The organism is Asticcacaulis sp. AC460 (assembly GCF_000495795.1).
Lineage (GTDB): Bacteria > Pseudomonadota > Alphaproteobacteria > Caulobacterales > Caulobacteraceae > Asticcacaulis.
On sequence record NZ_AWGD01000008.1, the window covers coordinates 202,017 to 223,050 of the forward strand.

At 60.5% G+C, this 21,034-nt stretch carries 19 protein-coding genes and 1 riboswitch; of the genes, 16 read left to right on the plus strand and 3 right to left on the minus strand.

Translation table 11 applies throughout. The features are described from left to right. The first annotated feature begins 104 nt into the window (after window positions 1-104). Window positions 105-3,020 carry a TonB-dependent receptor domain-containing protein gene (locus ABAC460_RS29445; protein WP_023452192.1) on the plus strand — a complete coding sequence of 972 codons (2,916 nt, stop codon included), beginning with the start codon at window positions 105-107 and terminating at the stop codon, window positions 3,018-3,020. A gap of 121 nt (window positions 3,021-3,141) precedes the next feature. Here ABAC460_RS29445 and ABAC460_RS29450 read toward each other — a convergent pair whose 3' ends face one another. Continuing rightward, complete coding sequence (locus ABAC460_RS29450; protein WP_023452193.1) at window positions 3,142-3,924, minus strand: PhoH family protein; 783 nt, start codon at window positions 3,922-3,924, stop codon at window positions 3,142-3,144. Window positions 3,925-4,271: 347 nt separating this feature from the next. Here ABAC460_RS29450 and ABAC460_RS29455 point away from each other — a divergent pair, with 347 nt between their 5' ends. Both ABAC460_RS29455 and ABAC460_RS29460 read left to right on the plus strand, forming a co-directional pair. Beyond that, window positions 4,272-4,802, plus strand: a complete 531-nt coding sequence (locus ABAC460_RS29455) for a gamma carbonic anhydrase family protein (protein ID WP_023452194.1) — start codon at window positions 4,272-4,274, stop codon at window positions 4,800-4,802. Between the two features lie 51 nt (window positions 4,803-4,853). Continuing rightward, window positions 4,854-5,219: a TFIIB-type zinc ribbon-containing protein gene (locus tag ABAC460_RS29460; protein WP_023452195.1), complete on the plus strand. Its 366-nt coding sequence runs from the start codon at window positions 4,854-4,856 to the stop codon at window positions 5,217-5,219. On the opposite strand, the gene rnhA is transcribed toward ABAC460_RS29460, so the two are convergent. Together rnhA and ispH are read right to left on the minus strand one after the other, a co-directional pair. Next, complete coding sequence (rnhA, locus tag ABAC460_RS29465) at window positions 5,216-5,671, minus strand: ribonuclease HI (RefSeq protein ID WP_023452196.1); 456 nt, start codon at window positions 5,669-5,671, stop codon at window positions 5,216-5,218. The genes ABAC460_RS29460 and rnhA overlap by 4 nt on opposite strands. A 42-nt stretch (window positions 5,672-5,713) precedes the next feature. Further along, on the minus strand, window positions 5,714-6,655 hold the full coding sequence (gene ispH / locus ABAC460_RS29470; protein WP_023452197.1) for a 4-hydroxy-3-methylbut-2-enyl diphosphate reductase: 942 nt from the start codon (window positions 6,653-6,655) through the stop codon (window positions 5,714-5,716). 193 nt (window positions 6,656-6,848) lie between these two features. On the opposite strand from ispH, the gene ABAC460_RS29475 reads away from it, so the two are divergent. From ABAC460_RS29475 to ABAC460_RS29535, 13 genes are all read left to right on the plus strand, one after another. Further along, a complete protein-coding gene (locus ABAC460_RS29475) occupies window positions 6,849-7,508 on the plus strand; it encodes a hypothetical protein (protein ID WP_023452198.1) in 660 nt (219 codons plus the stop codon). A gap of 73 nt (window positions 7,509-7,581) precedes the next feature. After that, on the plus strand, window positions 7,582-9,408 hold the full coding sequence (gene argS / locus ABAC460_RS29480) for an arginine--tRNA ligase (RefSeq protein ID WP_023452199.1): 1,827 nt from the start codon (window positions 7,582-7,584) through the stop codon (window positions 9,406-9,408). A gap of 134 nt (window positions 9,409-9,542) precedes the next feature. Beyond that, window positions 9,543-10,265, plus strand: coding sequence for an NYN domain-containing protein (locus ABAC460_RS29485; protein ID WP_023452200.1), 723 nt, complete (start codon window positions 9,543-9,545; stop codon window positions 10,263-10,265). A gap of 19 nt (window positions 10,266-10,284) precedes the next feature. Beyond that, window positions 10,285-10,686 carry a hypothetical protein gene (locus tag ABAC460_RS29490; RefSeq protein WP_023452201.1) on the plus strand — a complete coding sequence of 134 codons (402 nt, stop codon included), beginning with the start codon at window positions 10,285-10,287 and terminating at the stop codon, window positions 10,684-10,686. 53 nt (window positions 10,687-10,739) lie between these two features. Beyond that, window positions 10,740-10,829, plus strand: a riboswitch (glycine riboswitch). A 106-nt stretch (window positions 10,830-10,935) separates the two neighbouring features. Continuing rightward, window positions 10,936-12,057 carry a glycine cleavage system aminomethyltransferase GcvT gene (gene gcvT, locus ABAC460_RS29495; protein WP_023452202.1) on the plus strand — a complete coding sequence of 374 codons (1,122 nt, stop codon included), beginning with the start codon at window positions 10,936-10,938 and terminating at the stop codon, window positions 12,055-12,057. Window positions 12,058-12,069: 12 nt separating this feature from the next. Next, window positions 12,070-12,435 carry a glycine cleavage system protein GcvH gene (gene gcvH / locus ABAC460_RS29500; RefSeq protein WP_023452203.1) on the plus strand — a complete coding sequence of 122 codons (366 nt, stop codon included), beginning with the start codon at window positions 12,070-12,072 and terminating at the stop codon, window positions 12,433-12,435. 10 nt (window positions 12,436-12,445) lie between these two features. Next, on the plus strand, window positions 12,446-13,786 hold the full coding sequence (gene gcvPA / locus ABAC460_RS29505; RefSeq protein WP_023452204.1) for an aminomethyl-transferring glycine dehydrogenase subunit GcvPA: 1,341 nt from the start codon (window positions 12,446-12,448) through the stop codon (window positions 13,784-13,786). A gap of 8 nt (window positions 13,787-13,794) precedes the next feature. Beyond that, complete coding sequence (gene gcvPB / locus ABAC460_RS29510; protein ID WP_031236421.1) at window positions 13,795-15,336, plus strand: aminomethyl-transferring glycine dehydrogenase subunit GcvPB; 1,542 nt, start codon at window positions 13,795-13,797, stop codon at window positions 15,334-15,336. 169 nt (window positions 15,337-15,505) lie between these two features. Continuing rightward, window positions 15,506-15,892 (plus strand): hypothetical protein, encoded by a 387-nt coding sequence (locus tag ABAC460_RS29515; RefSeq protein WP_023452206.1) that lies wholly within the window; start codon window positions 15,506-15,508, stop codon window positions 15,890-15,892. Between the two features lie 483 nt (window positions 15,893-16,375). Then, window positions 16,376-17,167, plus strand: coding sequence for a helix-turn-helix domain-containing protein (locus tag ABAC460_RS48105; protein WP_162150293.1), 792 nt, complete (start codon window positions 16,376-16,378; stop codon window positions 17,165-17,167). A gap of 108 nt (window positions 17,168-17,275) precedes the next feature. Beyond that, on the plus strand, window positions 17,276-17,521 hold the full coding sequence (locus ABAC460_RS29525; protein ID WP_023452208.1) for a hypothetical protein: 246 nt from the start codon (window positions 17,276-17,278) through the stop codon (window positions 17,519-17,521). 62 nt (window positions 17,522-17,583) lie between these two features. Continuing rightward, window positions 17,584-18,822 carry a radical SAM protein gene (locus ABAC460_RS29530; protein WP_023452209.1) on the plus strand — a complete coding sequence of 413 codons (1,239 nt, stop codon included), beginning with the start codon at window positions 17,584-17,586 and terminating at the stop codon, window positions 18,820-18,822. A 73-nt stretch (window positions 18,823-18,895) separates the two neighbouring features. Then, window positions 18,896-20,986, plus strand: coding sequence for a peptidase domain-containing ABC transporter (locus ABAC460_RS29535; protein ID WP_023452210.1), 2,091 nt, complete (start codon window positions 18,896-18,898; stop codon window positions 20,984-20,986). The last annotated feature ends 48 nt before the right edge of the window (window positions 20,987-21,034 follow it).

A 21,034-nucleotide genomic window follows, 5' to 3' on the forward strand; every position in this document is an offset into this window, starting at 1 on the left:
CGTATGCTTTGTGACGGGTGCAATTGCAACAATTTCGTATTGCGTCAAAGCTGTGTCTGATTAGTGTCAGTTTCAACATATTTGACTCACCCCCGGAGTATGTCATGTTCAAATCCCCTCTTCTCAAGCGCCGCTGGCTGCTGGCCGGCACGGTGCTGACCTCGCTGACGTTCGGTCTCCCGGCCCTGGCGCAAGACACCCCACCCGCTGATCCTGCTGCTGCACCTGCCGAAGAATCGACCGAAGTCGTCATCACCGGTTCGCGCATCAAGGGCAAGGAATACACCTCGGCTTCGCCGGTGACGGTTGTCACGGCCGAGAAGTCGTCGGCCGCCGGTCTGATCAGTGCTACGGAAATTCTGCAAACGACCTCGGTCGCCAATGGTTCCGGCCAGGTCAATTCAACCTTTACCGGCTACGTGCTGGATGGTGGCGGTGGTATCAACACCCTGTCGCTGCGTGGTCTCGGCGCTCAGCGGACCCTGGTCCTGCTGAACGGTCGCCGCATGCCGCCGGCCGGTGTTTCCGGTACGGTTGCCGCCGTTGACCTGAACACCATTCCGGATGCCCTGGTCAACCGCTATGAAATCCTGAAGGACGGCGCGTCTTCGATTTACGGTTCGGATGCTGTTGCCGGCGTCGTCAACGTCATCACGCGCAAGAACTTCGAAGGCCTGGAACTGCAAGGCACGACCCGTTTCAGCGAAGCGGGCGGCGGCGAGAGCTATAATGCTTCCGCCATCTGGGGCAAGTCGCTCGACAAGGGCCACATCCTGGTGTCGGGCAGCTATTATGAACGCAAGGCCCTGCTGCAGGGCGACCGTCCGGGCCTGGATTGTCCGGAAGACTATATCTTCAACGCGGACGGCAGCCGTGCCGACCTGGTCACCACCCGTCCGGGCGAGAGCGGCTATAAGTGCTGGGGCTCGACGGTTGGCGGTATCATCATCGACGACACCTACTTCCGCCGTCCGCAGGCTGGTGCTTCAACCACCATCTACGGTGTACCGAATCCCGGCTGGTTCGGTCCGGTACCCTTCGCCGCGCGGGATATGGACCCGGCTATCGAAGACCGCGTCAGCGTCATTTCTCCCGTCAAGCGCGTGACGCTGTTTGCCCAGGGCGAATATCGTCCCGACTGGGCAAACGGCGCCGAGCTCTACACCGAACTGATGTATAATCGCCGTGAGTCCGAGCAGTATGGCGTGCGCTACATCTTCCCCTACTATGATCCGCAATCCCCGCAAAACCCATTTGGCGCTGAGACGCCATGGGGGCAGTTGACAGGCGGCTCGTACGTTTACCCGTACTTCCTTACCAAGTCCGACGACGCGCAGGATATCAGTGTCTTCCGCGGCGTATTCGGCGCTCGCGGCGAGTGGGGCAAGTGGGCTTGGGATGCCTATATTTCGCATGCGGTCAACGACGGGAAGTACACCGGCGACGTCGTGCCAAAAGACACCTTGTTCTACGGTACCGGCCTGAACGAAGACACCTTCGAATTCATCGGCGTCTGTCCGCCGGGCGCTCCGGCGGGGTGCTTGCCCTTGAACCTGCTGACACCGGCGGCGCTGAACAATGGGGAACTGACCCAACCGGAGTGGGATTACTTCTTCAAGACGGAAACCGGCCAGACCGACTACACCCAGACCATCGCCGAAGCCACCCTGACGGGCGACCTGTTCAACCTGCCGGCCGGTCCTGTGGGCGCTGCCTTCGGCGTCAGCTTCCGCCGCGACGAGATCAAGGACGTGCCGGGTGAATATTCGCGTGCGGCCAATGCGTGGGGCTCGGCCAGCGCCGGCATCACCGAAGGCCAGGACACCCTCTCCGAGGCCTTCTTCGAACTGGATGCCCCTCTCATCGAAGGCAAGCCCTTCTTCGAGGATCTGGAACTGAACGTGTCGGGCCGTTTCTCGAACTATGACAGTGTCGGCAGTGCCGCCACCTACAAGGTTGGCCTGAACTGGGCCATCAACAATACCTTCCGCCTGCGCGGAACGCACGGCACGTCGTTCCGTGCGCCGGCCTTGTACGAAATGTTCCTCAACGAACAGACGGCCTTCCTGGGCCAGCGTTCGGTCGACCCCTGCATCAACTGGGGTGGTACCGGCGAAGGTGGCCAGCCGGTCAAGAGCCAGACCATTCGCGACAACTGTGCCGCCGACGGCATTCCGGGTGACTATGCCGGTGCCGGTTCTTCGGCCCTGATTGTCTATTCCGGCAGCCAGGATCTGGACCCGGAAGAGTCGGAAGCCACGACCTTCGGTCTGGCCTTCACGCCGCCGAACACCGGCTTCAAGCTGGCGATCGACTACTGGCGTATCAAGGTCGAGAACCAGATCCTCAGCACCGGTCCAGGCGTCGTCGGTGCCTGCTATGGTCAGGAAACCTTCCCGAACAATGGTTTCTGCGACCTGTTCGAACGTGATGCAACCCACAGCATCCGGGTGGTCGACGCCAGCTATCGTAACATTCCGAGCGAACTGACCAGCGGTGTCGACTTTACCGCCAGCTACGAAAAGGAATTCAACCTCGGCAAGCTGTCGATCGACCTGGACGCCAGCTTCACGGATCAATCGACGACACAACTGTTCCCGGGCGACGTCGAGATCGACTATAACGGCACGGTCGCCGACCCGCAGTGGGTGGGCGATATCCAGTCCCGTTTCGATTACAAGGACTGGACCTTTGCTTACACCCTGAATTTCGTGGGTGAGTCGAGCAACCAGGGCTACCGTGATGAAGACGGCGTCGTTGCCTTCAGCTATGCACCGACAGCTTACAATATCAACTACACCAAGGACTGGACGACGCACGACCTGACCGTTCGTTACCGCGCCAAGGACTGGACCGTTACCGGCGGTGTCATCAACCTGTTCGACGAATACGCTCCGATCCTCAGCGTCGGCGACAATGCCGGTTCTCCGGGCCGTCAGGGCATCTACGCATGGGGCAGCCAGTATACTCAGGGCTATCTGGGCCGCGAGTTCTACCTGCACGTCTCCAAGACGTTCTAAGCCTGCGGAGACTGAAGATATCGGCGGCGAGGGTGACCTCGCCGCTTTTTCTTTTGCCGCCGCCAAAACAAAAGGCCCGGAGCATGTGCTCCGGGCCTTTCCTTGCCAGGCGATTATGCGCCTACAAAACGCCAAGCATCTGGGCGACCAGCGGGTGACGGACAATGTCCTTGTCCTTCAGGCGGACGACGGCGATGGTTTCGACATTCTCGAACTTGTCGGCGACATCGGCCAGACCGGACAGGCCGTGCATCAGGTCGGACTGGGCCGGGTCGCCGGTGACCACCATGGTCGAGTTCCAGCCCAGCCGGGTCAGCAGCATCTTGAGCTGCACGTAAGTGCAGTTTTGGGCTTCGTCGATGACGACAAAGGCGTTGTTGAGGGTGCGGCCGCGCATATAGCCGACCGGGGCGATTTCGATCAGGCCTTCCTGCATCAGCGCCTTGACGCGCTTCATGCTGAGCCGGTCGGTAAGGGCGTCGTAGAGGGGGCGCAGGTAAGGCGCCAGCTTGTCTTCCATGTCGCCGGGCAGGAAGCCGATCGACTCGCCGGCTTCGACCGCCGGGCGTGACAGGACGATGCGGCCGACCTTGCCGGCTTCCAGGGCTTCGACGGCCTTCGCGATGGCGAGATACGTCTTGCCGGTGCCCGCGGGCCCCAGCGCCATGACCAGGTTCTTTTCGTCCATGGAGGCCAGAAGGGCGGCCTGGCCTTCGGACTTGGGCTTGATGGTTTTTACGTAGGACTGGGAGCGGTCTTCGTTGGCCGGGCCGCTCATGGGCGACCACGACGATGAGGCGCCGCCATTATGTATGCTCAAGCGGCGCACCTTGGTGTCCGAGGCATATTGCTCGGCATCCAGGGTTCCTTCACGGAGAAAACGCTTTGCAGATCGCTTGGTCATGGTTGGCTCCTACAAATGGCCGTGCGGTGTGCCGCCGCATCGGGCATGAAAAAAGGCGAGGCCCATAGAGGCTCGCCTTCGGATACGATTGGGGAGGAGAATTGACGGCTTATAGAAGAGCCGCCGTCGCCGGCAAGGGGCGGTGGGGAGACAGCAATTGGTATGTACGCAACCCTTATTGCCACTTTTACCTCTAAGGTCTGAACCTTAATACGGTGCCGGACAGTGAGGAATGTGATTCCCTCGACCTGACGGTATCAGATTCTCGCAATTGTCTTACTGACTTCTTAAAAAAGCTGTGTGGTTCATCTCGCACTCGCGTAATAAACGAAATAGGGAGACCCGACATGACGGTTTATCGGCTGGGGGATGTGGCGCCCGTCTTGCCAGAAAGTGGCCGGTACTGGATCGCGCCATCGGCGGAAGTGATGGGCGACGTGCGTCTGGGCGAAGATGCAAGCATATGGTTTCATTCGATACTTCGTGCCGATAATGAACCTATGATCATCGGGGCGCGGAGCAATATCCAGGACGGCAGCGTGCTGCATTCGGATCCCGGGTCGCCGCTGACCGTGGGGGAGGGTGTCACGGTCGGTCACAAGGTTGTGTTGCACGGCTGTACCGTCGGCGACAATTCGTTGGTCGGAATCGGGGCGATTGTGCTGAACCGGGCGGTGATCGGACGTGACAGTCTGGTCGGCGCGGGCAGCCTGGTGCCGGAAGGCAAGGTGTATCCGGATGGTGTGCTGCTGCTGGGCTCGCCGGTGCGGGTGGTGCGTGAACTGACGCCCGAGCAGATCGCCGGCCTGCGGCGGTCGGCGGACCACTATGTCGCGAACGCGGCCCGTTTCCTGCGCGATTTGGCCGCAGTCCCTTGATTTTGTTTCTGGGCTTCCGATGTCGATAGGACAACAGCCAGAGGAGCCCACATGCCTGCCGATATCTCAACCATGTCCTGTCCCGTGTGCCAGGGCAGCTTTCGCGAAGTCCTGCGCGAAGGCATCCTGATTGATGTGTGCACGCAATGCCGCGGCGTGTGGCTGGATCGTGGTGAGCTTGAGAAGCTGCTGTCGCTGGCTCGTGCCGATGACGATGCGCCGCCGCCGCAACAGCCGACCTATGCGCCTCCGCCGCAGCAGACCTATCAGCAGCCTCCCCAGCCGCAGTATCGCCAGCCGGAACGTCAGTACCGCCACGACGATGATGACGACGATGACAAACGCAAGCACTACGGGCAACACGGCCAGTACAAGAAGAAAAAGAAGGGCTTCGATATCTTCGAGTTCGGGGATTAACTGGCGGCGGCGCGCGCTTCGGTGATGCCCTTGTTGGCCAACTGATCCGCGCGTTCGTTCATCTCGTGGCCGGCATGGCCCTTGACCCAGTGCCACTTGATCTTGTGGCGTTTGGTGGCCGTGTCCAGGCGGATCCACAGGTCGTCATTCTTGACCGGCTTGTTGTCCGCCGTCTTCCATCCGCGCTTCTTCCAGGCGAAGATCCACTCCTTGATGCCCTTCAGCACATACTGGCTGTCGGCATGAAGCTCGACCTCGCACGGCTTTTTCAGCGCCTCCAGGGCCTGGATGACGGCCATCATTTCCATGCGATTGTTGGTCGTCTCCGGCTCATAGCCGTACAGCTCCTTCTCGTGCTCGCCCGAGATCAGGATGGCGCCCCAGCCGCCGCGGCCGGGATTACCTTTGCACGCGCCGTCGGTGTAGATGGTGACTTTGGGAAGTTCGGACATGGCTCAGGCTTATACGGGAGTCGCGTGGCGGCGCAATGACGCTCAGGCTTCCGTCAACACCCGCGGCAGTTTGAACGTCACGGTTTCGCGCACGCCCGACGATTCGATCACGTTGGTGTCGAAACGGGCGCGAATGGCGTCGATCAGGTCGCTGATCAGGTTCTCCGGCGCCGAAGCCCCTGCCGACACGCCCACCGAGGTCACACCGTCGAACCAGGTCCAGTCGACATGCGAGGCATCATCGATCAGGTAGGCCGCCGGCGTCCCGGCCTTCAGCGCCACCTCGACCAGGCGTTGGGAGTTGGACGACTTGGCCGAGCCGATAATCAGCATCAGGCCGCAATCGGCCGCCACCGCCTTGACCGCCTCCTGGCGGTTGGTTGTGGCATAACATATGTCTTCCTTGTGCGGCACCCTGATCGACGGAAAGCGGTCGCGAAGGGCGGCGACGATATCGGCCGTGTCGTCGACCGACAGGGTGGTCTGGGTGACGAAGGCGACATTGTCGGGATTTTGCGGCTGATAGGCCTGCGCGTCGTCGACCGTCTCGATCAGGGTTACGGCGCCGGCCGGAAGCTGGCCCATGGTGCCGATGACTTCCGGGTGGCCGGCGTGGCCGATCAGCAGGATTTCGCGGCCTTCGCTGTGCTGGCGTTCGGCCTCGACATGGACCTTGGAGACCAGTGGGCATGTGGCATCGAGGAAGAACATCTGGCGCGATTTCGCCTCGGCCGGCACCGACTTGGGGACGCCGTGGGCTGAAAACACCACCGGCCGGTCGGGCGGGCACTGGTCCAATTCCTTGACGAAGACCGCGCCCATGGCCTTCAGGCGGTCGACCACGTGCTTGTTGTGGACGATCTCATGGCGGACATAGACGGGCGCGCCGTACAGCTCCAGGGCACGTTCGACGATCTGGATGGCGCGGTCGACGCCGGCGCAGAAGCCGCGCGGCGTGGCGAGATGGACGGTGAGGGCGGTCATGCCCTCTACATAGGCGGTTTCTTTGGACTTTTCCAGAGAGAGAAGCCGTGCCCCTCTTGTCACAGGTGACGGGGTTGCGCCGTGATTTCGCCGCAACTGCCCGATAAACCGCTTTGACAAGCGTTCGTCTTACGCTACCAAGGCGGTCAAGGGGCTGACAGGCCTCATTGTTTATACAGGATTCTCGAAGCCCATGTTCCTTCGCGCGCGTCATCTTATCGCAGGCGTCTGCCTGGGGGTCATGGTCAATGCCGGCGCCTTTGCCGTCCAGGCTCAGCAGCAGCGCGGCCGCGGTGAAGAGACGGGCGAGGACCAGGCCAAGAAGGAAGACGAGTGGGGCGACCGCAACCTGCGTCTGAAGGCCGTCAAGGCCGAAGGCCCGTGCCCCTTCGTCAAGGTGCTGTATGACGCCGCCCGTTATCACGAGTTCAAGGACAACCGCGAAGCCACCTCGGCCGCCATGTGGACGGGCGAGATCAACGGCGTGTCGTCCGATTGCGCCTACAAGGGCGAGGATCCCATCGAAGTCGGCATGACCATCGGCTTCTCGCTGGGCCGCGGTCCCATGGCCGATGGCGAAACCAAGGTCTACCGCTACTGGGTGGCGGTGACCGAGAAGGATACTACCGTCCTGGCCAAGCAGTACTTCGACCTGCCCGTGACCTTCCGTCCGGGCGAACAGAAGGTCGATATCAGCGTGCCGATCGAAGACATTGTCATTCCGCGCGCCGATATCACCGTGTCGGGTTCGAACTTCGAAGTCCTGGTCGGCTTCGATGTCACGCCGCAGATGGTTGCCTTCAACCGTGACGGCAAGCATTTCCGATACACGAGCGCTGTAGAGCAGAAATAACCGACGCCAAAACAGAGATTGTCAGGGCGTATAGCGCCCTGTATCAGGGCCGCTCAGTTGCGAGAACGGACCCATGGCCGAAGATTTTATCCCCTCCACCGACTTCCGGAGCCAGTTGACGGCGACCGCCGGCGATGCTTTTGCGGCCGAAGGTTTCGACCCCGTCGCTGGCCGCGTGCAACCGTCCGACCGCCCCGATCTGGCCGATTTTCAGTGCAACGGCGCCCTGGCCGTGGCGAAGGCGGCCAAGGCCAATCCGCGCGAGGTCGCGACCCGCATCCAGTCGCGGCTGAGCGATGACGCGCGGCTGCAGAGCCTGGAGATCGCCGGGCCGGGCTTCCTGAACTTCAAGCTGAACGACGCGACTTTGAGTGCGCGGGTGAACGTCCTTGCCGCCGATGAACGGCTGGGCGCGCCGAAGGTGGCAGCCAGGCGTAAGGTGATTATCGACTTCGGCGGTCCGAACGTCGCCAAGGAAATGCATATCGGCCACCTGCGCACCGCCGTCATCGGTGAGAGCCTGAAGCGGATCATGCGGTTCCTGGGTGACGAGGTTGTAGGCGATGCCCATTTCGGCGACTGGGGCCTGCAGATGGGCCAGTTGATCGTCGGCGTGTCGGAGGAGTTGCCGGAGCTGCCCTATTTCGATGAGGCGCTTTCTGGGCCTTATCCGGCGGAGTCGCCGGTGACCCTGGCAGACCTGGGCCGCATCTATCCGAAGACCAGCAAGCGCATCAAGGATAAGGATATCGAGTTTCTGAACGCCGCCCGTAAGGCGACGCGGGAGCTTCAGCAGGGCCGGCCGGGCTATCGCGCCCTGTGGCAGCATTTCGTCGTGGTCAGCCGTGAAGCCTTGAAGCGCGACTACGCCCTGCTGGGCGTCGAGTTCGATCTGTGGAACGGCGAGTCCGATGCCGACCCTTATGTCGAGCCGATGATCGCCGACCTGGAAGCCAAGGGGCTGCTGGTCGATGACCAGGGCGCCCGCGTGGTCCATGTCGCGCGGCCGGGCGAGACCCAGAAGAAGAAGCTGGACGACGGTTCGATCGTCGAGGTGGCCGATCCGCCGCCTTTGCTGGTTGTGTCGTCGGAAGGCTCGGCCATGTATGGCACGACCGACGTGGCGACTGTGCTGCAACGCAAGACCGAACAGCAGCCGGACCTGTCTCTGTATGTCGTCGACAAACGTCAGGCCAACCACTTCGAGCAGGTCTTCCGGACGGCTTACCTGGCTGGTTACGCTGTTGAAGGGCAGTTGGAACACGCGGCCAACGGCACGGTCAACGGCCCGGATGGCACGCCGTTCAAGACCCGCGATGGTGGGACATTGAAGCTGCACGAACTGGTGTCGGAAGCGGTCGAGAAGGCCGTTGCGCGTCTGCATGAGCAGAACCTGGGTGAGAACCTGTCTGAGGCCGAGTTCAACGAAACGGCGCACAAGGTGGCCGTGGCGGCGTTGAAATTCGCCGAGCTCTCCAATCACCGGCTGACCAACTACATCTTCGACCTCGACCGGTTCATGACGTTCGAGGGCAAGACCGGGCCATACCTGCTGTATCAAGCAGTGCGGATGAAATCGATCTTGCGCAAGGCAGGTGAGCAAGGTTTGGTTCCGGGCGCGATTGTGGTCGGCGAACAGGCCGAGCGCGAGGTGGTGTTGCTGCTGGACGGGTTTGATGGCGCCTTGCGCGAGACCTATGTGAAACGCGCGCCGAACATCCTGGCGGATCATGTCTATCGGCTGGCCCAGGCGTTTTCGAAGTTCTATGCCGCCTGTCCGGTGCTGATCGGCGACGACGAGGCGGTGAAGATTTCGCGCCTGGGTCTGGTTCAGGTGGTGTTGAAGCAACTGGAACTCGGGCTGGACCTGATGGGCCTGAGCGCGCCAGACCAGATGTAGCAGGGGGCAAGCCCCCTGCACCCGGACTCGTGACAGCGCCGATCGGTGCGGAACTCACGCCTGGGTGCTGAATCCTGCTGACAAACTGCCGGACTTGGGTTTTAGTGTTACCCAAGCGTTAATGGGGCGTCAGAATGGCGAAGGGCGGCAAAGATACGGGTTGGCACCTGCCGCTGTTTCGCAAGCGCGCCGCCTTCTATTTCGACGGCTTCAACCTGTATCACGCCGTCGACGCCTATAGGCGCCCCTACCTGAAATGGCTGAACCTGAAGGCCCTGGCCCGCGCCGTCGCGCCGAGGTCCGAAGCCATCAAGCGCGTCGTCTGGTGCTCCGCCTTCCGGCCGCAGAACAAGACCAAGCTGAAACGCCACGAAGATTACCGCAAGGCGCTGGAAGGGCAGGGCGTCATCTGCCGCATGGGCCACTTCGTCCACGCGCAGGATGGCTGCAATTCGTGCGGTCACAGCTGGCAGATCCATGTAGAGAAGCAGGGCGACGTCAACCTGGCCCTGTCGATCGCCGCCGACGCTGAGGATGACCTGTTCGACGTCTGTTACCTAGTGACTGCCGATGGCGACCATGCCGCCACGGCGCGCTATATCCGCGAACGCTTCCCCAATAAGAAGCTGGTCCTGGTGTCGCCACCCGGCCGCCACCCCAACCGCCATATCGAGCGCCTGGCCCATGCCTGTGTCGAGATCGAGATGGCGCACCTGGAGGCGTCGCTGTTGCCGCAGATGGCCAAGTACAAGGAACGCTTCCTGCGCCAACCCGAACGTATCGGTCGACCGGAAGCCTATGACCCACCCCAGGTGCGCGTAAAGCAGCACCTGCGCCTGGTCGTCAACAACGGCTGAAGCGTGCAAAAAGGTTGTCATGCTAAAGGATAAACTCACTGCCATGGGCTGTCCGCTCAATGGGCCGGCGACGGCGCTACAAATCGCCAGTCTTTCGTTGCGTTGTGAAGGCAAACTGGATCCGACATACGTCCAGATATATTCGCAGTTCAATGGCTTTCGAGACTACGAAAGCCATGACCCTAGTTTTATACATGTGTGGAGTATCGAAGAGATATTGTCGAGTGAGTTGAACCTGTCCGAATGGGGGACATATCTCCCGTTTGCCGACGAGTTCATCTGCGCTGACATGTTCATGTTTGATCCGGCCGACGCCTTACGGCCAATATTGAAATATAATGACCGCTCGATATCAGCGGATAGTTCGATCTCGTTCTGGCAGGGTTTTGTCGACGGTCACTACGACGCTGCCACTCGGTGAGCCGGTTCCTCGTTGTTCTCTTGACTCTTCGCGGCCGCTGACGCACAAGGGCCTTCGCTCATGCGGGAGAGATCGGATTCTATCCCGACGCCGAAGGCGCAACCGCCCCGGAAACGCTCAGGCAAACGGACCGCATCGAGCCACCAAACGCTGGAAAGTAGCGCTAGACTTGCGTTCGCCGAAGGAGCAAATCTCTCAGGCCAAAGGACAGCGGGGGCAGACACGTGTTCAGACGATCTGCGAGACCCCATGCCCGATTCCAGCACTCCCCTGAAGTCCACCCCGCTCTATGATCGTCACGTCGCGCTCGGCGCCCGGATGGTCCCATTCGCCGGCTACAACATGCCCGTCCAGTATGGCGGTGTTCTGGCCGAGCACAAATGGACCCGCGAAAGCGCCGGGCTGTTCGACGTATCGCACATGGGCCAGGCGCGCCTGACCGGCGCCGATGCCGTTGCCACCCTGGAAGCCCTGACCCCGACCGACTTTGCGACGTTAGTTCCAGGAAAGCAGAAATATTCTCTACTACTGAATGGCGAGGGCGGTATCCTCGACGACTGGATGGTATCGCGCCCGGAAGGCGACGGTTTCTTCCTGGTCGTCAATGCCGCCTGCAAGGATCAGGACTTCGAGATTCTGGCCGACGAAATTATCGGCGATACCCATTTCGAAGTGGTCGATGACCGCGCCTTGTTGGCGCTGCAGGGACCGAAGGCAAAGGACGTCATGCAGGCGGTCTGTCCGGCGGCGTGCAAACTATATTTCATGGAATGTGGAAGTTTTGACCTGCTGGGTCAGACAGCCTTCATTTCGCGCACCGGCTATACCGGCGAGGACGGTTTCGAGATCAGCGTGCCGAATGCCATTGTGGGTGAGTTGTGGGACCTCCTGCTGACCTTTGATGCCGTCAAGCCGATAGGCCTGGGGGCGCGCGACAGCCTGCGCCTGGAAGCCGGCATGCCGCTCTATGGTCATGAGATGGATGCGGGTTATACGCTGGTCGAGGCCAATCTCGGTTTCGCCATGCAGAAGTCGCGCCTGAACCGCGGTGATATCCGCGGCATCGACCGTATCCGTCAGCAGCTGGACGGCGGCCTGGACCGGGTCCGCGTCGCCATCCGTGTCCTGGAAGGCCCACCGGCGCGTGAAGGCGCGAAGATCCTCAGCGAAGGCGGCGCCGAACTGGGCATCGTCACCTCAGGCGTGCCATCGCCGTCGCTGGGTTATTCCATCGCCATGGGCTATGTGCCGCCCGCGTCGTCGGACGTCGGCACGAAGCTGAAACTGGAAGTCCGCGGCAAACCTTACGCCGCCGAAGTCGTCACCCTGCCGTTCGTGAAGAACGGCTATCACCGCAAACCGAAAGCTTGAGAGGGCCATCAGATGAAATTCACCAAGGATCATGAATGGGTCGAAGTGACCGGTGACACCGCTTTGGTCGGCATCACCGCCTATGCCGCCAATGCGCTCGGCGATGTGGTGTTCGTCGAGGTTCCGGCGCCGGGTACGGCGCTGAAGAAGGGCGACAGCTTCGCCGTGGTCGAAAGCGTCAAGGCGGCTTCGGACGTCTATGCCCCGGTGTCGGGCGACGTCATCGATGCCAATACCGACCTGTCGGCCAATCCGGATACGGTCAATGCCTCGCCGGAAGGGGCCGGCTGGATCGCCAAGGTCAAGCTGACCAATCCGGCCGAACTGGACGAACTGATGGATCGCGACGCCTACGAGGCGTATCTCAGCACCTTGTAAGGAAAAGCGTATGCGTTATCTGCCGTTGAGCGAGGCCGACCGGGTCTCGATGCTGGACAAGATCGGGGTCGGCTCGATCGACGACCTGTTTGTCGACGTTCCGCAAGCCGCCCGCCGTTCGGGCACTGTCGATCTGCCGATGTATGCCGGTGAACTGGAGGTCGAAGCCCAGCTCCAGGGCTTTGCCGCGAAGAACATCAGCCCGGCGAAGGCACCGTTCTTCGTCGGCGCTGGCGCCTATCGCCATCATATCCCGGCGACCGTCGACCACATCATCCAGCGTTCGGAATTCCTGACCAGCTATACGCCGTACCAGCCGGAAATCGCGCAAGGGACCCTGCAGGTCCTGTTCGAGTTCCAGACCCAGGTGGCGCGCCTGACCGGCATGCCGGTGGCCAATGCCTCGCTGTATGACGGTTCGACCGCTGCGGCCGAGGGCGTGCTGATGGCCACCCGCGCCACCCGCCGCAATAAGGCGGTACTGTCGGGCGGGCTGCATCCGCATTACCGCGAAACCGTCGAGACCCTGGCCCATGCCGTCGGCATCGAAACCGAAGCCTGCGGCCTGGCCATCGATGACGAAGCCGAGGTGCTGAACCATATCGACGCCGACACCGCCTGTGTCGTCGTCCAGACCCCGAACGTCTTCGGCACCGCCACCGACCTGACCCAGATCGCCGCCGCCGCCCAGGCCGCCGGCGCGCTGTTGATCGTGGTGGTGACCGAGGCCATGTCGCTGGGCCTGCTGAAGTCGCCCGGCGAAATGGGCGCCGATGTCGTCGCCGTCGAAGGCCAGTCGATCGGCGTGCCGCTGTCCTATGGCGGTCCCTATGTCGGTCTGTTCTCGGCCAAGGAAAAATACCTGCGCCAGATGCCGGGCCGGCTGTGCGGTGAAACCGTCGATGCCGATGGCGAGCGCGGTTTCGTCCTGACCCTGTCGACGCGCGAACAGCATATTCGCCGCGACAAGGCGACCTCCAATATCTGCACCAATTCCGGCCTGTGCGCCCTGGCCTTCAGCATCCATATGAGCCTGCTGGGCCAGGAAGGCCTGAAGCGGGTGGCGAAGATCAACTACGCCAAGGCCCATGCCCTGCGTGACCGTCTGGCGGCCGTTCCGGGTGTCGAGGTGGTGACGCCGCGCTTCTTCAACGAATTCACCGTGAAGTTGCCCAAGGCCGCCGCCGGTGTGGTCGAAGCCCTGGCCGCCCAGGGCGTGCTGGGCGGGGTGCCGGTATCGCGCCTGGATGCTGATCCGGCGTTCGACAATCACCTGATCGTCGCGGCTACCGAAACGGTGAGCGACGCCGATATGGACGCGTTTGTACAAGCTTTGAAGGCGGTGCTGTGATGGGCGATATGAAGATGAACACCGTCGGCCGTCCTTCCGCGCCCGATTTCGATGTCGAGGCGACCTCGTTCCAGACCCTGCTGGGCGGCCGCGGCCTGCTGCAGTCGGAAAAGCTGATCTTCGAATGGGACGATTATCACCGCACCGGCGTCGACTTCGCCGATATCGCGATCGATACGTCGGACATCGACGGCCTGGTCCGTGGTGACGACCTGAACCTGCCGGGTCTGACCGAGCCGGAGTGCGTGCGCCATTATGTCCGCCTGTCGCAGAAGAACCATGCCATCGATCTGGCGCTCTATCCGCTGGGCTCGTGCACCATGAAGCACAATCCGCGCCTCAACGAGAAGATGGCGCGCCTGCCGGGCCTGGGCGATATCCACCCGCTGCAGCCCGTATCGACCGTCCAGGGCGCTTTGGCGCTGATGGACAGCCTGGCGCACTGGCTGAAGACCCTGACCGGCATGCCCGCCGTCGCCCTGTCGCCCAAGGCCGGCGCCCATGGCGAGCTGTGCGGCCTGTTGGCCATCAAGGCGGCCCACGAAGCCAAGGGGGAGGGCCATCGCCGCACCGTGCTGGTGCCGACCTCGGCCCACGGCACCAATCCTGCCACGGCCGCGTTTGTGGGCTATACCGTCAAGGAAGTCGCCCAGACCGCTGACGGCCGCGTCGATGTCGCCGACCTGGCGTCCAAGCTGGGGCCCGATGTCGCCGCCATCATGGTGACCAATCCCAACACCTGCGGCCTGTTCGAGCGCGACATCATCGAGATTGCCCGCGTTACCCACGAGGCCGGCGCTTATTTCTACTGCGACGGCGCCAACTTCAACGCCATTGTCGGCCGGGTCCGCCCGGGCGACCTGGGCGTCGACGCCATGCACATCAACCTGCACAAGACCTTCTCGACGCCCCATGGCGGCGGCGGTCCCGGCGCCGGTCCGGTGGTGCTGTCCGAGGCCCTGGCGGCCTATGCGCCGCGTCCGTGGGTCGTATCGGCTAATGACGGCTTCGATCTGGCCGAACACGGCGAGGGCGAGAGCGCGGCCAATTTCGGCCGCATGTGCGCCTTTCACGGCCAGATGGGGATGTATATCCGCGCCCTGACCTATATGCTGAGCCACGGCGCCGACGGCCTGAAAAAGGTCGCCGAGGACGCGGTGTTGAACGCCAACTACATCAAGGCGTCTTTGTCGGACCTGATGAGCGTGCCGTTCCCGGAAGGGCCGTGCATGCACGAAGCCCTGTTTGACGACCGCTGGCTGGAGGGCACCGGCGTGACCACGCTCGACTTCGCCAAGGCGATGATCGATGAGGGCTTTCACCCGATGACCATGTACTTCCCCTTGGTTGTCCACGGCGCCATGCTGATCGAGCCGACCGAAACCGAGTCGCGCGCCGAGATGGACCGGTTCGTGGCGGTGCTGCGGGCCCTGGCCGGGGCGGCTCTGGACGGCGATGTCGCCCGCTTCAAGGGGGCGCCTTATCTCGCGCCTGCGAAAAGACTGGATGAAACACGCGCGGCACGGCAGCCACGGTTAACTTTCTCGTAAAGCTAAGTCTTCAAAAGATTTTCATGTATTTTTGGTAAGCCTTATTTCGGCCCTCCGCGGTGTTTAAATGCGACACTTACGCGCATTTGACAAAGCGGAGGGCTTTCCGCCTTGTGCACTGCGGGGGTGAACCCTATATGCGTCGGGTAAGTATTTAAGGTCTATCGAAGTGAAACCGTTTTCCGCGTTGAAGAAAATTCTACTGAGCATCGTCGGCATTCTGCTGATGATCTTCGGTGTCGCCATCGCGCCCCTGCCCGGGCCGCTGGGCGTGCCGCCGTTCATGTTCGGCCTGATCCTTCTGCTGCGTAATTCGATCTGGGTGAAGCGCGTGTTCGTGCGCCTGAGCCGCCGTTTCCCCAAGCTGGTTGGGCCGGTGCGCGCCATGCTGCGTCCCGGTGCCAAGGTTGTCGCTCTGATGTGGCTCAATACCCTGCGCATGGAACGCCGTATCCTTGGCCGCAAGAATCGCTTCATGAACCGCTTCCGCCAGGAGTTCAAAGCGATCCTCGGCATGCGCTTCAGCCGCCGCCGCTGGCAAACCGCCGCGGCCTGACAGGTCAAACCGTGAATTTGAAAAGCCCCGCTGGTCCTCCGGCGGGGCTTTTTGCATTCGGTCAGAAGCGTGTTCCGCGAGAGCGGATTGCGTTCAGATGGAAACGCTTAGAGCGGGTTGCGTTCAGGTGGAAACGCTTAGCGGAACGTAACCCGCTCTAATTTTTACGTTTATACGCTCCGCGCGTTTTTCGATTTGATTCCGTGTAAACGCGCTTTGCTCTAGGGGAATGCAACTCGCTCTAATCTTACGTTTTTTGCGCTCCGCAGGTACATGTGGTGATGCCGCGTGTACGTACTTTGCGCTAGTGCCAACTGTGCAGTGCATTTCCCAACAGCCGTGTTTGATGCCATATTTATGACATTCTATTTGCTAGTAATAAAATTTCCGGTTGTGGGGCGTGTTGTTTCCCTACCTTGAAGGTCGTCACATTTTTTATGCGAGCGCTGACAAGCGCTGTCGCTTCGGCATAGGGGGATGCTGATGGCGTATACCAATGAATTGGTAGGCATGGGACAGGACTGGGGTATCCTATTGGTATCGGCCATGGCCGTGCCTTGGAGCAACGTACCCGGGGAGTTCAGTTTCGGCGTCGCACGCGAACTACGATGCGAGATTAGACGGCCTCCGATGTTTATGGTCGACCGTCACCAAGCCGACAAAATCCAAAGGCCCTCTCAAATTCAGGCAGTTGTTTTCAGTGATGACATCGTCAAGAAAATTGTCGGAAGAGGACGTCGTACCTGCCTGACAAGAGAAGGCGCAGGCCGCGGTGTGATTTTGGATGGTGGGTTGAGCACCGATTTGGATCAGTTGTTTTTTCGGGCTGGAAATGGCGATATGTCATCACAGGAAGCCGAATTTCGTGGGCTGACCATCCTCAGCCAGATACTGGACCGAGAGGTGCTCTACGGCGGGGGGAATGACAAAGCAAGATCTGTCGCGGAGAAGGCGTCCCGGTATATAGATACCCATATCGACGGGAAACTGACCCTCAGCGGCCTCTCGAAATACTGTCGGACATCGCGGGACGCGCTGACCTGCGTATTTCGGGACTGTTATGGACTGACGGTAACAGCCTATATTTATGGGCGTCGCCTCGACCTCGCGAAAAGACTTGTAACACGTACCTCATCCCCCCTCGCCGAGATCGCTTCTCAGTCTGGTTTTTCAAGCCAGGCTCACATGACCGCAGCGTTCAGGAAAGTTTTTGGAACGACGCCGGGAGCGATGCGTGGCATCGCGAGTAAGCGCGAAGCCTCAACGATTAAGTGAGTGATCTCTCGGCCGAGATGTAAAAGATATCGATAAAAGTGTAAGACAGTCTCGCCGATAAGCAGAAAACTCCATGGGTCTCATAACGGGACACATAGGAGAAATCTGATGAAATCCAACTTGTTGAGCATACTTGCCGAGAAGTTTCCCCGCGCCAATGCCGAGCAAAATCCGCTTGTCATGCAGTTGCTGACGCCGGAGGAAATGTCGTCCGTATCCGGCGGTGACTACACCATGGCCGGTTATAGCCAGGGCAGCTATTCGATGGGAGGTTATTCGCAAGGCGGCTACTCCATGGGCGGCTATTCCATGGGCAGTGGTGGCAAGAAGCCGCCTACGCCGGGCGGCGGCTGATCCGAGCCCAAGGCGCGAACTTTTCGGGTTCGCGCCGAATCTTCCACCATCAGGAGTATGTTATGTCGCTTTCACCCATTGGCGGGGTCACTCTACAGCGTCTGCAGGTGATCTATAAAACCGTTGAACGCTGTAACCTGGCGTGTCCGTATTGTTATTATTTCTATGGAAGCGATCAAAGCTACAAGGACCGGCCGGCGCGGACGCGCATCGCTGTCGTCGATGCGCTTTGTGACTTTCTGATACAGGGCGTCGAAGATGCCGATATCGCCGGCATCGACCTGATTTTCCATGGCGGAGAACCGATGCTGCAACGTCTTGCGGATTTTGAGGAATCCTGCCGACGCTTACGCGACCGTGTCGGTACCCTCACCACACTGCGCCTGTCCATCCAGACGAACGGCACGAAGCTGGACGAGGCGTGGCTGGGCGCTTTAAAGCGGCACGGTGTCCGCCTGGGGGTCAGCCTGGATGGCCCTGACGAAATCCACGACAAAAACCGAGTCTACCACAATGGCAAGGGGTCGTTTGCAGACATTGCTGCGCGGCTTCACAGGGTTCGTCAGGCGGATCCGGACTATTATGATAACTGTGTAGGCTCGCTGACGGTTCTGGACGCACACCAGAACTATCGCGACATAGTTTCCTATTTTTACAGCGAACTTCACCTGCGGCAACAGAGTTTCCTGCTGCCGGACTGCACCCATGACGATGGTATTCCCGGCGGCCTGTCGGCCCGCGATTATGGCCACGCCCTGTGCGGCATCTTCGACCAGTGGCTGGAGCAGCCCGGCCTGCAAATTCGCGAAATCGAAAAAATACTGCGCTGCTTTCAAAAGGCCAGTTTTTACGACACCCCCGAGACCGTGGGCCTGGTGGATGGACGCCGTGTCATCGATAATCAGGTGATCGTGGTTCAGTCCGATGGAGCCATCAAGGTCGACGACAGCTACATACCGGCGGAAATATGGAGGTCGCAGGCCCCGGTGCGGAACATCCAGGACACGTCCCTTGCGAATTACGTGACCCACGCCTTCTTCGATGAATTTCATGACGCCCGTCAGACGCCACCCACTGCGTGCAAGGCGTGTATGTGGGTGAATATCTGCCGGGGAGGGGATGTCGAAAATCGCTGGTCCACGGAGCGGAGGTTCGACAACCCTTCTGTTTTTTGCGAGTCGCTGCAGATCTTCTACGAGCATGTCGTTCGCTATCTCGTCACCAACGGATACCCCCTTCAAGATATTTATCGTCGTCTCGCCGACGGGCCTCGGGGGGAAGATTTTGGATACGCGGCCTGAGGCACTACAGCGTGGCTCCATTACCGGTGCCGCATCTTCGCGCCGGTACAGATGGCGGCCGAGGCTACCCACAATGATGGCGGCCGAACAGGCGGAATGTGGGCTGGCATGCGTGGCAATGGTTGCGTTTTATCACGGACACGATGTCGACCTTAACGGCCTGCGCAACCGCTATGGATTTTCGATGTCAGGCGCCAGTTTCGCAACCCTGGCCAAGCTGGCCGGCGACCTCTGCTTCATGACACGGGCGATGAGAATAGATGTGGCGACGCTGCGGCAGATTGCGCTTCCTGCCATCTTGCATTGGGACCATAATCATTTCGTTGTGCTGCGGTCCATCACGGCCACACGGGCGGTTATTCATGACCCCGCCAAGGGGCGTGTCGAATTTTCCATCGATGAATTCAGCACACGCTTTACCGGTGCGGTGCTGGAAGTCAGGCCGCGGCTACCTTTCAGCGCGATTGCGGCCCGGTCGCCGAGCGGTCTCAGGACTCTTTTCGCCGGACTTGAGGGCCTTAAGCTCAAGATACCGCTCATCCTGGCCTTTTCGGTCGTGCTGCAGGCGATAGCGTTTGCCATGCCGTTCCAGATGCAATGGATATTCGACGACGTTCTGGGGGGGGGCGACGCAAATCTTCTCGTAATTGTATGTGCAGGGTTTGCTGCCCTGACCGCGGCGCAGACGATTGTCGCGGGGCTGCGCGACTGGACGGTCCATATCCTCGGCAATCAGATGATCCTGCAAATGATCAACCGAATTGTCGGTCACCTTATCAGGCTGCCGTCCGATTTCTTTGAAAAGCGGCACCTCGGTGACATCCTGTCACGAGTCGATTCTGCCAGGTCGATACAGCAGGTTGTCAGTCAGGGCCTCATATCGTCGCTCATAGACGGTTTGATGGCCATCACGGCAGCCGTCGCCATGTGGGCCTATTCTCCGACCCTTGCCGCGCTGGTCTTCATGTCACTGACCTTTGTCACGGCTTTGATTCTGTTCTTTTTCTCCCGGCTGCGGCGGGCAACGCAGAGAGTGATCGAGACCTCGGCAGACGAACAGACCTGCCTTATGGAGACCATTCGCGCCGCCACCACGGTGAAACTCATGGGCGCCGAAGCACAACGCGAGGCCATTTGGTCGGCCCTGTATGACAAGGCACACGGCGCCACTCACGCTTTGGGGGGGCTGCAGGTTTCCATGGCGTTCATTCAGAATACAATCATCGGTTTGCAGTCGATACTTGTCGTTTTTTTCGGCGCCAAGCTGGTTCTGGCCGGCACGGGATTTTCCGCCGGAATGCTGATTACCTTCATGGCGTTTCAGCAGACCCTGGTCAGCCGAACGGTCGCCCTTATCGCCCAAACCTACCAGGTCCGGCTCCTTGGCATGCACCTGGAGCGATTGAGGGATATTGTCGGCCAAAAGAAAGATGATTTATCCATCGCTGAAGACGACATCCGCGACCATGGCAATCTGAGCCTGGTCGACGTCTCATTCCGCTATGGCGCAGGCGACGACTGGGTCCTGAACCAAATCGATCTGGAAGTTTCGCAGGGTGAATTCCTGGCGATCACCGGCCCCAGCGGTGGCGGCAAATCAACCTTGTTGAAGCTGCTGCTGGGCCTTTACAGTCCGGTTCAAGGGACGCTCTGTATCGACGGGCGCCCCGTAACGCACCCACTGTGGCGCCTTTGGCGTCAGCGGGTTGGCGTTGTGAGCCAGGATGACCGGATGCTCTCAGGCAGCCTGGCGGATAACATAGCTTTTTTTGAGCCGCAAAAGTCCATGGAACGAGTCATGCGTGCAGCGGTTGCAGCCCGGATCCACGACGATATCATAAGGATGCCGATGTCCTATCAGACCAAGGTTGGGGATATGGGATCCACGTTGTCGGCTGGACAACGGCAGCGTGTCCTGCTGGCCAGGGCGCTGTACCGTGAACCGCAGCTGCTGATTTTGGATGAAGGCACGGCGAATCTCGATCCCGCTACGGAAGCAGAGATTGCCGATACGCTTCGTGCCCTGCCCATTACGCGCATTGTCGTAGCCCACAGACCCGCGCTGATTTCACGGGCCGACCGCGTTATGCGTCTTGAAGACGGAAGGCTTTATGAGGACGTAGAACACAGCGCCAAATTCCCCGTCCTTTTTGCTTCTGCCTGAGCGAAGAAAAGGCCCGGAGCGAACTCCGGGCCTTACATAACCAAAAGG